Origin of the sequence: Rhodococcus sp. P14, assembly GCF_000256505.1 — a bacterium.
In the GTDB taxonomy this organism is placed as follows: domain Bacteria; phylum Actinomycetota; class Actinomycetes; order Mycobacteriales; family Mycobacteriaceae; genus Rhodococcus; species Rhodococcus ruber.
This window is the reverse complement of the sequence record NZ_AJFC01000228.1, coordinates 1-12,956: the sequence shown is the minus strand read 5'-3', so window position 1 is coordinate 12,956 and position 12,956 is coordinate 1. Positions and strand designations below refer to the sequence as shown.

The following is a 12,956-nucleotide window of genomic DNA, read 5'->3' as shown; positions in this document are numbered from 1 at the left end:
CCAGCCGTCTTCGCGCCGGGTGTTCTCGCTGTCGGTCATGATGTCCTTACTGGCCGTGGTCGGGAGGTCGGGGCGGCTAGTGACGACAGCTCATGATCACAACCCTCATGACGAATACCTCCATCGGACCGGCTTGTCGTGCGGCGTGTCGCCGGACGACCGGGTCATCACCCGGAGCACCCCACCCTGGCCGGAGGGTTGCCGACCAGCAAGCCGGGGCTTCACGCTGGTACTCATGACCTGGCGCGAGTCTAGCGGCTCGGACGGACGCTTCGGTAGGCGACCCGTACCTGCCGGGAGAGGGCGCCTGAGCAGGTGAAAGTTACCCGCGGGTAGCCGGGGGTGCGCTTGGCGGAGCGGGGCGATAGCAGTACGCTCGTCTTGTTTGGACCGTGTTCCGCACGTGTGAGCACGCCATAAATGGTTCATTGAGCCGACCACGATCGCACCCACAAAGTGGGATCGACTTGGGACCAGGGACACTTCCTAGGAGGACGCGAAGCGCACATGTCCAAGATCAAGGTTGAAGGAACGGTCGTCGAACTCGACGGCGACGAGATGACCCGCATCATCTGGCAGTTCATCAAAGACAAGCTGATCCATCCCTACCTGGATGTGAATCTCGAGTACTACGACCTCGGCATCGAGCACCGCGATGCGACCGACGACCAGGTCACCGTCGATGCGGCCAACGCCATCAAGAAGCACGGCGTCGGCGTCAAGTGCGCGACCATCACTCCCGACGAGGCCCGGGTCGAGGAGTTCGGCCTGAAGAAGATGTGGCGCTCGCCCAACGGCACGATCCGTAACATCCTGGGCGGCACCATCTTCCGTGCCCCGATCATCATCTCGAACGTGCCGCGCCTGGTGCCGGGCTGGACCAAGCCGGTCATCGTCGGCCGTCACGCCTTCGGCGACCAGTACCGCGCCACCGACTTCAAGGTCGACCGCCCGGGCACCGTCACCATCACCTTCACGCCGGAGGACGGCTCCGAGCCGATCCAGCACGAGGTGTGCCGGATTCCCGAGGACGGCGGCGTAGTCATGGGGATGTACAACTACAAGAAGTCCATCCAGGACTTTGCGCGGGCCTCGCTGTCCTACGGCCTGCAGCAGAACTACCCGGTCTACCTCTCGACCAAGAACACGATCCTCAAGGCCTACGACGGCATGTTCAAGGACGAGTTCCAGCGGATCTACGAGGAGGAGTTCAAGGCGGAGTTCGACGCCGCCGGACTCACCTACGAGCACCGTCTCATCGACGACATGGTCGCTTCCTCGCTCAAGTGGGAGGGCGGCTACGTCTGGGCCTGCAAGAACTACGACGGCGACGTCCAGTCGGACACCGTCGCGCAGGGCTACGGTTCGCTGGGCCTGATGACCTCCGTGCTCATGACCCCGGACGGCAGGACCGTCGAGGCCGAGGCCGCGCACGGAACCGTCACCCGGCACTTCCGGCAGCACCAGGCCGGCAAGCCGACGTCGACGAACCCGATCGCGTCGATCTTCGCCTGGACCCGTGGTCTCGAGCACCGCGGCAAGCTCGACAACACCCCCGAGGTGATCGAGTTCGCCCAGCAGCTCGAGGACGTCGTCATCAAGACCGTCGAGGCCGGCCAGATGACCAAGGACCTCGCCCTGCTCATCGGGCCCGAGCAGGCTTGGCTGACCACCGAGGAGTTCCTCGCCGCGCTCGACGAGAACCTCCAGAAGGCCCGCGCCTGACGCACGGACCGCACACGACGGGACGCCCCTGCCGGGGGCGTCCCGTCGTCGTTCCGGGTCGGGACCGTCCGCTACGGTGACCGGCGTGCCTCATGTCGTCTCCACCGTCAACGTCAACGGTGTCCGTGCCGCCGCCGGCAAGGGCCTGCTCGCCTGGCTGGCCACCGAGCCCGCCGACATCGTGTGCCTGCAGGAGGTGCGCGCCACCGAGCAGCAGTTCCACGCGGCGATCGCGCCGGCCCTCGATGCCGGGTGGTACGTCGTGTCGGCCGAATCGGAGGCCAAGGGCCGTGCCGGGGTGGCGATCCTGTCCCGGCGCCCCGCCGACTCCTCGCGCGTCGGGTTCGACGAGGACGAGTTCGCCGCCTCCGGACGGTACGTCGAGGCGGACTTCGGCGATCTGACCGTCGGCAGTCTGTACCTCCCCACCGGGGAGGCCGGCACCCCGAAGCAGGAGGAGAAGGAGCGGTTCATGGCGTCGTTCGCGGCGCACCTGAACCACCGCGCCGCCGAGGCCGAGGCCGCGGCCCGGCACATGGTGGTGTGCGGGGACTGGAACATCGCCCACACCGAGCGTGACATCAAGAACTGGAAGGGCAACGTGAAGAAGTCCGGGTTCCTGCCCGGCGAGCGCGCCTGGCTCGATGCCCTCCTCGCCGACGGCCGCTGGGTCGACGTGGTGCGCGCCCTGCACCCGGACGTCGACGGCCCGTATTCGTGGTGGTCCTACCGCGGGAAGGCGTTCGACACCGACGCCGGCTGGCGGATCGACTACCACCTCGCAACGGCCGGGCTGGCCGCCCGGGCGAAGGAGGCCCGCGTCGAGCGGGCCGCCACCTATGCCGAGCGCTGGTCGGACCACGCCCCGGTCACCGTGCAGTTCCGCTGACCCGGGCGGACCCCGCGATCGGAGCCGACCTCCCGGGAGCGGCTCTCCACGCACGTGAAAGTATCGACAACCATGGCGAGCACTGCAGAACAGAACACCACCACGCCGACCGCCCGGCCGCGGGTGCTGTCGGGTATCCAGCCGACCTCCGATTCGTTCCATCTCGGGAACTTCCTCGGCGCGCTGCAGCAGTGGGTTCCGTTGCAGGACGAATTCGACGCCTACTACTTCATCCCCGATCTGCACGCGATCACCGTGCCGCAGGATCCGAAGGGGCTGCGACGGCGCACTCTGCGCGCGGCCGCTCAGCTGCTCGCCGTCGGCATCGATCCGGACCGGTCGGTGCTGTTCGTCCAGAGCCAGGTACCCGAGCACGCCGAGCTGGCGTGGGTGCTGAGCTGCATCACCGGCTTCGGTGAGGCGAGCCGGATGACGCAGTTCAAGGACAAGTCCGCCAAGGAGGGCACCGAGCACGCCAGCGTCGGTCTGTTCACCTACCCCGTGCTGATGGCGTCCGACATCCTGCTGTACCGGCCGCAGCGCGTGCCGGTGGGGGAGGATCAGCGTCAGCACCTCGAGCTGACCCGTGACCTCGCGCAGCGGTTCAACACCCGGTTCGGCAAGACGTTCGTCGTTCCCGAGCCGCAGATCATCAAGGGCACCGCCAAGATCTACGACCTGCAGAACCCCACGGCGAAGATGAGCAAGTCCGCGGCCACCCCGGCCGGCCTGATCAACCTGCTCGACGATCCGAAGGTGTCGGCCAAGAAGATCAAGTCGGCGGTGACGGACAACGAGCGCGAGATCCGCTTCGACCCCGAGAACAAGCCCGGCGTGAGCAACCTGCTCACCATTCAGGCCGCGCTGTCCGGCCGGCCGGTCGACGAACTCGTCGCCGGCTACGCGGGCAAGGGGTACGGCGATCTCAAAGCCGACACCGCGGAGGTGCTCACCGAGTTCGTCGTGCCGCTGCAGGCGAAGGTCGACGAGTACCTCGCCGACGAGGCGGAGCTGCTGCGCATCCTGTCGACCGGTGCCGATCAGGCCCGCGAGGTGGCTTCCCGGACACTCGGGCAGGTCTATGACAGGGTGGGATTCCTGCCCCGCAAGTAGCCGGGGCGTGCCCCGCACACAGCCCGGGGCGGCGGAACGCGGAAGGAGCTGCCCACCGATGGCCGACGATTCCACCGAACCGTCGAAACCGGGGTTTCTCGAGCGGCAACGAGCGGCGCATCCGTCGCTCGACCACCTGGTACGGGCCGGCCTGCGGTACCAGGAGCAGAAGGGCGACTACTACGCCGCGGGGATCACGTACTTCAGTGTGCTGTCCCTGATTCCCATCCTGATGCTGTCGTTCTCGGTGGCCGGTTTCGTGCTCGCGGGCCGGCCCGAGACCCTCGAGCAGCTGCAGACCGCGATCGCCCAGAACATCCCCGGCGAGCTCGGCGCGACGGTGCAGGGCCTGGTGGACTCTGCGATCGCCTCCCGCAGCGCCGTGGGAACCGTGGGCCTGCTCACCGCCGCGTACGCGGGGATCGGCTGGATCACCAACCTGCGGGACGCGCTCACGGCGATGTGGGACCACCCGCATGTCAAGGACGGGTTCGTGCGCACCAAGGTCAACGACGCCCTGACCCTCCTCGGCCTGGGACTCGCCATCGTGGCGTCGCTGGCCCTGTCGGCCGCGAGCAGCGGACCCGTCATGGACCTCTTCGTCGGGGTGCTGCGGCTCGAGAACGTGCCCGGCATCGGGGTGGCGCTCACGGTGACGACGATCGCCCTCGCCGTGTGCGCGACGTGGTTGCTGTTCACCTGGGTGATCGCCCGGCTGCCCCGGGAGCCCGTCACCTTCCGCAGCGCGATGCGGGCCGGCCTGCTCGCCGCCGTGGCGTTCGAGGTGTTCAAGCAGGTCGGCTCGATCTACCTCTCCCGGGTCACCAGCGGTCCCGCCGGGGTAGCGTTCGGCCCGATCCTCGGCGTGCTGGTGTTCGCGAACCTGACCGCCCGGATGCTGCTGTTCGCCACGGCGTGGGCGGCGTCGTCCAAGGAGAATCTGGTCCTGGCCCACGTGCCGCCCCCGGAGCTGGCTCGGATCACGCCGCGGGTGGAGGTGCACGAGGGTCCCGGCCTGCGCGGCGGTCTGGCGCTCGTCGGTGCCGGTGCGGTCGGCGGGGCCCTGCTCAGCGAGCGCTCGCGCGCCATTCGTCGAGCTGTGCGAGCGCGGTTTCGGCGGTAGCGACCGCCTCGTCCCGGTCGACGCGGGCGAGCAGCAGCGTGCTCAGCGACAGCGACGCCAGCACCCGCACCCGGTGGGCCAGCGTCTCGCCGTCGGCGGCGGGATCGAGGGCGCGCAGCGCGTGGGCGAACGCGGTCGCCAGCTCGGTGCGGTAGGCGGCGACGACCGCGCGTTGCGCCTCGTCGTGCGCGGCGAGGCCCGCGGCGCTGTTGAGCAGCAGGCAGCCGCGGCGCGGCGAGTCGTCCGGCAGGGCCGCGACGGTGCGGGCCAGCGCCCGGAAGTAGCGTGCCGCCGCATCGGCGGCGACGGGTTCGTCGGTGAGGACGCGCAGCCGGGGACGCACGACGCGGTCGAGGTAGTCCCGCACGGCGGCGTCGAACAACCCGCGCTTGCTGCTGAAGGCGTTGTAGAGACTCGACCTGTTCAGGCCGGTCGCCCGCTCGAGCTCGGGGACGGACGTGGCTTCGAAACCCTTGTCCCAGAACAAATCCCGTGCTCTTTCCACGACATCGGTGGCGTCGAACCCCGGTGGCCGTCCCATGCGTCCTTCCGATCCCCGTTGTGCAATGACCGGTCCAGTATATATTGGAAAGGTCAGTTCAATACTCCGGAGCCGCCGGGACTGTCCCGGCGGCTCGATACGTGAGGAAGGTTCACACCCGGTGACCTCTAGCACCCAGATCCAGCTGGTCCGGCGCCCCGTCGGCTGGCCGTCGCACGACGACTTCCGCACCGTGACGGCCGACCTGCCCGACCTCGGCCCGAACCAGGTCCGCGTCGTCAACGAGTTCGTCTCGGTGGACCCCTACATGCGGGGACGGATGAACGACGTGAAGTCCTACATCCCGCCGTTCGCCCTGGGGGAGACCATGACCGGCGGCGCCGTCGGCCGCGTCGTGGAGTCGACGTCGCCGGCCCACCCCGTCGACTCGGTCGTACTGCACGATCTGGGCTGGCGCGACGTCGCGCAGGGCGACGCCGCCGCCTTCCGCGTGGTCGACGAGCTGCCGGGGGTCCCGAACTCCGCCTACCTCGGCATCCTCGGGCTGACGGGACTGACCGCCTACGTCGGTCTGATGCACATCGCCCGCATGCAGCCGGGGGACACCGTCTTCGTCTCCGGGGCCGCCGGGGCGGTGGGCACCGCCGCCGGACAGATCGCCCGGCTCGAGGGAGCGAGCCGGGTGCTCGGCTCCGCCGGCTCCGAGAGCAAGGTCGCGATGCTCACCGAGCGCTACGGCTACGACGACGCGTTCGACTACAAGTCGGCGCCCGTGCGGCGTCAGCTGCGCCGGGCCGCGCCCGACGGGATCGACGTGTACTTCGACAATGTCGGGGGCGACCATCTCGAGGCGGCCCTCGACGTCCTGCGCGACGGCGGCCGGGCCGCCCTGTGCGGCGCGATCGCCTTGTACAACAACACCGAACGCACGGCGGGCCCGGACAACATGGCCAACATCATCACCCGCGGCCTGACCCTGCAGGGCTTCACCCTCGGCCACTACACCCACGTCTTCCCCGAGTTCGCGGCGAAGATGGGGCCGTGGCTCGCGGCCGGCGACGTGGTGTTCGACGAGACGATCGTCGACGGCATCGGCAACTCGGTCGATGCCTTCCTCGACCTCATGCGCGGGCGCAACGTCGGCAAGATGCTCGTCCGAACCGCCTGACGTCCGGAGCCGGAACGGCCGGCGTCGTGCAGCGGAAGATTCGCTCCAGTGCCGGGCGGGCGCACCTTCCCGGCCGTAGAGTCGGGCGCATGAAAGCCCTCCAGTACACCGAGATCGGCTCCGAGCCGGTCGTCGTCGACGTCCCCACCCCGGCGCCCGGGCCGGGTGAGATCCTGCTGAAGGTCACCGCGGCCGGCTTGTGCCACTCGGACATCTTCGTGATGGACATGCCGGCAGAGCAGTACATCTACGGTCTTCCCCTCACCCTCGGCCACGAGGGCGTCGGCACCGTCGCCGAACTCGGCGCCGGCGTCACCGGATTCGAGACGGGGGACGCCGTCGCCGTGTACGGGCCGTGGGGGTGCGGTGCGTGCCACGCGTGCGCGCGCGGCCGGGAGAACTACTGCACCCGCGCCGCCGAGCTGGGCATCACCCCGCCCGGTCTCGGCTCGCCCGGGTCGATGGCCGAGTACATGATCGTCGACTCGGCGCGCCACCTCGTCCCGATCGGGGACCTCGACCCCGTCGCGGCGGTTCCGCTCACCGACGCGGGCCTGACGCCGTACCACGCGATCTCGCGGGTCCTGCCCCTGCTGGGACCCGGCTCGACCGCGGTCGTCATCGGGGTCGGCGGACTCGGGCACGTCGGCATCCAGATCCTGCGCGCCGTCAGCGCGGCCCGCGTGATCGCCGTCGATCTCGACGACGACCGACTCGCGCTCGCCCGCGAGGTCGGCGCCGACGCGGCGGTGAAGTCGGGCGCCGGGGCGGCGGACGCGATCCGGGAGCTGACCGGCGGTGAGGGCGCGACGGCGGTGTTCGACTTCGTCGGCGCCCAGTCGACGATCGACACGGCGCAGCAGGTGGTCGCGATCGACGGGCACATCTCGGTGGTCGGCATCCATGCCGGCGCCCACGCCAAGGTCGGCTTCTTCATGATCCCGTTCGGCGCGTCCGTCGTGACGCCGTACTGGGGCACGCGGTCCGAGCTGATGGACGTCGTGGACCTGGCCCGTGCCGGCCGGCTCGACATCCACACCGAGACGTTCACCCTCGACGAGGGACCCACGGCCTACCGGCGGCTACGCGAGGGCAGCATCCGCGGCCGCGGGGTGGTCGTCCCGGGCTGACACGACGACGAAGGCTCCGCACTCGGATCGAGTGCGGAGCCTTCGTCGGGTACGGGGATCAGCGAGCGAACAGCAGCGCGCGCTTGACCTCCTGGATCGCCTTCGTCACCTGGATGCCGCGCGGGCACGCGTCGGTGCAGTTGAAGGTGGTGCGGCAGCGCCACACGCCCTCGACGTCGTTGAGGATGTCGAGACGCTCGGCGGCGCCCTCGTCACGGCTGTCGAAGATGAACCGGTGCGCGTTGACGATGGCGGCGGGACCGAAGTAGCTGCCGTCGTTCCAGTACACCGGGCACGAGGTGGTGCAGCACGCGCACAGGATGCACTTGGTGGTGTCGTCGAACCGGGCACGGTCGGCCTGCGACTGGATCCGCTCGCGGGTGGGCTCGTTGCCCGTGGCGATGAGGAACGGCTTCACGGCGCGGAACGCGTCGAAGAAGGGCTCCATGTCGACGACGAGGTCCTTCTCGACCGGCAGGCCGCGGATCGGCTCGACGGTGATGGTCACCGGCTTGCCGTCCTTGGGCAGCATGTCCTTCATCAGGATCTTGCAGGCCAGGCGGTTGACGCCGTTGATCCGCATGGCGTCCGAGCCGCACACCCCGTGCGCGCAGCTGCGGCGGAACGTGAGGGTGCCGTCGAGGTAGCCCTTCACGTAGAGCAGCAGGTTGAGCATGCGGTCCGACGGCAGCGCCGGAACCTGGAAGCTGTCCCAGTGCTGACCCTTGCCGTCCTCGGGGTTGAACCGCGCGATCTTGAGGGTGACCATCGTGGCGCCCTCGGGCACGGGTGGCAGGTTCGAGACGTCGGCTTCGTTCTTCTCGAGGGTTGTCATCAGTACTTCCGCTCCATCGGCTCGTAGCGGGTCTGCACCACCGGCTTGTAGTCCAGGCGGATGGGGGAGATCAGCTCCGTCCCCTCCTTGTAGGCCATGGTGTGCTTGAGGAACTTCTCGTCGTCGCGCTTCGGGAAGTCCTCGCGGGCGTGACCGCCGCGCGATTCCTTCCGGTTGAGCGCACCGGCGACGGTGACCTCGGCCATCTCGAGCAGGAAGCCCAGCTCGACGGCCTCGAGCAGGTCGCTGTTGTAGCGCTTGCCCTTGTCCTGGACGGTGATGTTCTTGTACCGCTCCTTCAGCGCGTGGATGTCCTCGAGCGCCTTGGTGAGCGTCTCCTCGGTGCGGAACACCGAGGCGTTGTTGTCCATGGACTGCTGCAGCTCGCTGCGGATGTCCGCCACGCGCTCCTTGCCGCCCGCGCCCAGGATCCGCTCGAGCCACTCCACGACGTTGCGGGCCGGGTCCTCCGGCAGGTCCACGTGGTCGTGGGTGTTGGCGTACTCGGCCGCGGCGATGCCGGCGCGACGGCCGAACACGTTGATGTCGAGCAGCGAGTTGGTGCCGAGACGGTTGGCGCCGTGGACGGAGACGCAGGCGCACTCGCCCGCGGCGTACAGGCCCGGGACCTCGTCCTCGTTGTTGCGCAGCACCTCACCGTTGATCTTGGTGGGGATGCCGCCCATCACGTAGTGGCAGGTCGGGTACACCGGCACGAGCTCGGTGACGGGGTCGACGCCGAGGTAGGTGCGGGCGAACTCGGTGATGTCCGGGAGCTTCTCCTCGAGGACGTCCTCACCGAGGTGCGTCACGTCGATGTAGACGTAGTCCTTGTTCGGGCCGGCGCCGCGGCCCTCGAGCACCTCGAGCACCATCGAGCGGGCGACGATGTCGCGGGGCGCGAGGTCCTTGATGGTGGGGGCGTAGCGCTCCATGAAGCGCTCGCCGTCGGCGTTGCGGAGGATGCCGCCCTCGCCGCGCACGGCCTCGGAGATCAGGATGCCCAGGCCCGCGAGTCCCGTCGGGTGGAACTGGTGGAACTCCATGTCCTCGAGCGGCAGGCCCTTGCGGAAGATGATGCCCATGCCGTCACCGGTGAGGGTGTGCGCGTTGGACGTCGTCTTGTACATCCGGCCCGAGCCGCCGGTGGCGAACACGATCGACTTCGCGTGGAAGATGTGGATCTCGCCGGTGGCGAGCTCGTAGGCGATGACGCCGGTGGCGACGGGACCCTCGGGGGTCTGCGTCAGCGAGATGTCGAGGGCGTAGAACTCGTTGAAGAACTCCACGTCGTGCTTGACGCAGTTCTGGTAGAGCGTCTGCAGGATCATGTGACCGGTGCGGTCGGCCGCGTAGCAGGCGCGCCGTACCGGGGCCTTGCCGTGGTCACGGGTGTGGCCACCGAACCGGCGCTGGTCGATCTTGCCCTCGGGGGTGCGGTTGAACGGCAGACCCATCTTCTCGAGGTCGAGCACCGCGTCGATGGCCTCCTTGGCCATGATCTCCGCAGCGTCCTGGTCGACGAGGTAGTCGCCACCCTTGACGGTGTCGAAGGTGTGCCACTCCCAGTTGTCCTCCTCGACGTTCGCGAGGGCGGCGCACATGCCGCCCTGCGCGGCGCCGGTGTGGCTGCGGGTCGGGTAGAGCTTGGTCAGAACTGCGGTGCGGGCGCGGGGACCGGCCTCGATGGCCGCACGCATGCCGGCGCCGCCGGCACCGACGATGACCACGTCATAACGATGTTCCTGCATGAAGTCGTAGCTCCCCTAGCTCGCAACGATGTTGGGGTCGAAGGTGAAGATCACATAGGTGCCCAGGCCCATGATCAGGATCATCGACACGACCAGGATCGTGTTGAGCCAGAATCGGGTCGAGTCCTTGCGGGAGTAGTCCGCGATGACGGTGCGCAGGCCGTTGCCGCCGTGGAGCTGCGCGAGCCAGAGCATCGACAGGTCCCAGAACTGCCAGAACGGGCTGGACCAGCGTCCGGCGACGAATGCGAAGTTGATGCGGTGCACGCCCTCGTCCAGCATCAGCATGATGAACAGGTGGCCGAGCACCAGGATGATCAGGGCGAGACCGGACAGGCGCATGAACAACCAGGCGTAGAGCTCGAAGTTGTTCTTCGCGGCGCGGCGCGGGGAGCGCGGATTGTCGAGGCTGGCCGGGCGGTCGTACGCCGTGCCGAGAGTCTTGGCTTCAGTCATCTCAGTGCCCCGCAAACATGTTGTAGAAGATGCGACCGGCGGCCGGGATCATCACCACGAACCAGATCGCCAGGACCGTCCAGAGCATCACCCGCTGGTACTGCGGGCCCTTGGACCAGAAGTCCACGAGCATCACGCGCAGGCCGTTGAGGGCGTGGTAGAGCACCATCGCCACCAACCCGAGCTCCATGAGACCGACGACGGGATTCTTGTAGGTCTCGATGACACTGTCGTAGGTCTCGGGATTCACCCGGACGAGTGCCGTGTCCAGGACGTGGACGAAAAGGAAGAAGAATGTCGCCACGCCTGTGATCCGGTGCAGAACCCAGGACCACATGCCCGGGTCTCCCCGGTAAAGCGACCGTGTGCGCCCCGGTGCGGGAGCGGCTTCAGTCGTGCTGCTCATCGAGTGCTGTGCCTCCAACGTCAATGGTGGACGCGTCGAGCCTCTCCAGCCTCTGGGGGATTCCGCAGCACGGGCTCGACGTGAACCTGAACCGACTTCGACCGACTTTAGTCCTATCCGAAAGTCGGGAACTAATTCGCGTGGCGGTTCGTACGGCCGCCAAATAACAAGTTAGGTATGCCTTTCCAACTGTGATCTGGCCCGGACGGGGCGGTGGACCGTGGAATCGGCCACCGTGACAGGATGGGCAACCATGCCGGACGTAGACTGGAAAACCTTGCGCGCCAAAGCACATGAGGTGATGGGCCGCGCGTACGCACCCTACTCCCGTTTCCCGGTGGGGGCTGCGGCGCTCGTGGACGACGGACGGATCGTCGTCGGATGCAATGTGGAAAATGTCTCACACGGAGTGGGCCTGTGTGCCGAATGTGTACTGGTCGGTAACTTGATCTCCGGTGGTGGCGGGCGGTTGCGCGCCGTCGCCGTCTGCGACGCGCGTGGGGCCGTCCTGAGCCCGTGCGGGCGCTGCCGGCAGATCCTCGCCGAACACGGCGGTCCCGAACTCGAGGTCGACACGCGTCGCGGTCCGCGGCCCCTCTCCGAACTGCTGCCGGACGCGTTCGGGCCCGGTGACCTGGACGCGGTGCGCGAGGCGGGAGGGACCGATCGTGCCTGACGCCCTGTCGATCATCACCCGCAAACGGGACGGCAAGGAACTCGGCGGCGCCGAGATCGACTGGATCATCGAGGCGTTCACCCGTGGTGTCGTCGCCGACGAGCAGATGGCGGCCCTCGCGATGGCGGTCTACTTCCGGGGCATGACGCGCGCCGAGACCGCCCGCTGGACCACCGCCATGATCGACTCGGGCCGGCGTCTCGACTTCACCGGACTGGGCCTGCCCACCGTCGACAAGCACTCCACCGGCGGCGTAGGCGACAAGATCACCCTTCCGCTGGCTCCGCTCGTCGCTGCCTGCGGCGTCGCAGTACCCCAGCTCTCCGGCCGCGGACTCGGCCACACCGGCGGCACCCTCGACAAGCTCGAGGCGATTCCCGGCTGGCGGGCGGAACTGAGCACCGCCGAGATCGCCGAAATCCTCGCCGACCCGGCGGTGGGTGCAGTCGTCTGCGCGGCCGGCGCCGATCTCGCCCCGGCCGACCGCCGCCTCTACGCCCTGCGCGACGTCACAGGCACGGTCGAGTCCATCCCCCTGATCGCCAGCTCGATCATGAGCAAGAAGATCGCCGAAGGCACCGGCGCCCTCGTCCTCGACGTCAAGGTCGGCTCCGGGGCGTTCATGAAGAACCTGGGCGACGCCCGCGAGCTCGCCCGCACCATGGTCGAGCTGGGCGAGGACGAGGGGCTGCACACCACCGCGCTCCTCACCCGGATGGACGTCCCGCTCGGGCGCACCGCCGGCAATGCCCTCGAGGTGCGCGAGGCCGTCGAGGTGCTCGCCGGCGGCGGCCCGTCGGACGTGGTCGAGCTGACCCTCGCCCTCGCCCGCGAGATGCTCGCCGCCGTCGGTCGCGACGACGTCGACCCCGCAGACCGGCTGCGCGACGGCACCGCCATGGACCGGTGGCGCGCGATGATCGCCGCGCAGGGCGGTGACCCCGACGCGCCGCTGCCCGCGGCCCGGTACACCGAGGAACTGCGCGCACCCGGCGACGGCGTGCTGGCCGAACTCGACGCGATGGCGGTGGGCGTGGCCGCATGGCGACTCGGCGCCGGCCGGGAACGGCAGGGCGAACCCGTGCAGGCTGCGGCGGGGATCGAGCTGCACGCGAAGCCGGGGGACCGGGTCCGCGCCGGGGACACGATCGCCCCCCTGCACACCGACCCCCCGGTGAAGTC

General features: G+C 68.7%; 13 protein-coding genes and 1 riboswitch. Of the genes, 8 read left to right on the top strand and 5 right to left on the bottom strand.

Features of this window, described 5'->3' with window-relative positions:
• Nucleotides 1-125: 125 nt before the first annotated feature.
• Nucleotides 126-241, bottom strand: a riboswitch (SAM riboswitch).
• A gap of 266 nt (nt 242-507) precedes the next feature.
• The 4 genes from OEY_RS0115925 (at nt 508) to yhjD (ending at nt 4,850) form a co-directional block, all read left to right on the top strand.
• Entirely contained in the window at nt 508-1,725 is a 1,218-nt protein-coding gene (locus OEY_RS0115925; RefSeq protein ID WP_010594845.1) for an NADP-dependent isocitrate dehydrogenase, read from the top strand.
• 85 nt (nt 1,726-1,810) lie between these two features.
• A complete protein-coding gene (locus tag OEY_RS0115920; protein WP_026137507.1) occupies nt 1,811-2,614 on the top strand; it encodes an exodeoxyribonuclease III in 804 nt (267 codons plus the stop codon).
• Nucleotides 2,615-2,686: 72 nt separating this feature from the next.
• Nucleotides 2,687-3,727, top strand: coding sequence for a tryptophan--tRNA ligase (gene trpS / locus OEY_RS0115915; RefSeq protein ID WP_010594843.1), 1,041 nt, complete (start codon nt 2,687-2,689; stop codon nt 3,725-3,727).
• Between the two features lie 58 nt (nt 3,728-3,785).
• The gene (gene yhjD / locus OEY_RS0115910; protein WP_010594842.1) at nt 3,786-4,850 is read left to right on the top strand and encodes an inner membrane protein YhjD; all 1,065 of its coding nucleotides are present in this window, start codon (nt 3,786-3,788) and stop codon (nt 4,848-4,850) included.
• On the opposite strand, the gene OEY_RS0115905 is transcribed toward yhjD, so the two are convergent.
• Nucleotides 4,795-5,391 carry a TetR/AcrR family transcriptional regulator gene (locus OEY_RS0115905; protein WP_026137506.1) on the bottom strand — a complete coding sequence of 199 codons (597 nt, stop codon included), beginning with the start codon at nt 5,389-5,391 and terminating at the stop codon, nt 4,795-4,797. The two genes, yhjD and OEY_RS0115905, sit on opposite strands and share 56 nt — an antisense overlap.
• 121 nt (nt 5,392-5,512) lie before the next feature.
• Here OEY_RS0115905 and OEY_RS0115900 point away from each other — a divergent pair, with 121 nt between their 5' ends.
• Together OEY_RS0115900 and OEY_RS0115895 are read left to right on the top strand one after the other, a co-directional pair.
• Entirely contained in the window at nt 5,513-6,520 is a 1,008-nt protein-coding gene (locus OEY_RS0115900) for an NADP-dependent oxidoreductase (protein ID WP_010594840.1), read from the top strand.
• 89 nt (nt 6,521-6,609) lie between these two features.
• Nucleotides 6,610-7,650: an NAD(P)-dependent alcohol dehydrogenase gene (locus tag OEY_RS0115895; protein WP_010594839.1), complete on the top strand. Its 1,041-nt coding sequence runs from the start codon at nt 6,610-6,612 to the stop codon at nt 7,648-7,650.
• Nucleotides 7,651-7,708: 58 nt separating this feature from the next.
• On the opposite strand, the gene OEY_RS0115890 is transcribed toward OEY_RS0115895, so the two are convergent.
• Genes OEY_RS0115890 through sdhC form a run of 4 tightly spaced genes read right to left on the bottom strand, consistent with a single transcriptional unit; the run spans nt 7,709 to nt 11,098 of the window.
• The gene (locus OEY_RS0115890) at nt 7,709-8,485 is read right to left on the bottom strand and encodes a succinate dehydrogenase iron-sulfur subunit (protein ID WP_003935736.1); all 777 of its coding nucleotides are present in this window, start codon (nt 8,483-8,485) and stop codon (nt 7,709-7,711) included.
• Nucleotides 8,485-10,236: a succinate dehydrogenase flavoprotein subunit gene (gene sdhA / locus OEY_RS0115885; protein ID WP_003935735.1), complete on the bottom strand. Its 1,752-nt coding sequence runs from the start codon at nt 10,234-10,236 to the stop codon at nt 8,485-8,487. The genes OEY_RS0115890 and sdhA overlap by 1 nt, the downstream gene beginning before the upstream one ends.
• A 15-nt stretch (nt 10,237-10,251) precedes the next feature.
• Nucleotides 10,252-10,692 carry a succinate dehydrogenase hydrophobic membrane anchor subunit gene (locus tag OEY_RS0115880; protein WP_010594838.1) on the bottom strand — a complete coding sequence of 147 codons (441 nt, stop codon included), beginning with the start codon at nt 10,690-10,692 and terminating at the stop codon, nt 10,252-10,254.
• Nucleotide 10,693: 1 nt separating this feature from the next.
• Nucleotides 10,694-11,098 carry a succinate dehydrogenase, cytochrome b556 subunit gene (gene sdhC, locus OEY_RS0115875; protein WP_072786530.1) on the bottom strand — a complete coding sequence of 135 codons (405 nt, stop codon included), beginning with the start codon at nt 11,096-11,098 and terminating at the stop codon, nt 10,694-10,696.
• A gap of 253 nt (nt 11,099-11,351) precedes the next feature.
• Between sdhC and OEY_RS0115870 the strand changes: the two genes are divergently transcribed.
• Nucleotides 11,352-11,774, top strand: a complete 423-nt coding sequence (locus tag OEY_RS0115870) for a cytidine deaminase (RefSeq protein ID WP_026137505.1) — start codon at nt 11,352-11,354, stop codon at nt 11,772-11,774.
• Nucleotides 11,767-12,956 (top strand): thymidine phosphorylase (locus OEY_RS0115865; protein WP_010594836.1); only part of this gene is annotated, 1,190 nt, incomplete at its 3' end. The genes OEY_RS0115870 and OEY_RS0115865, both read left to right, overlap by 8 nt.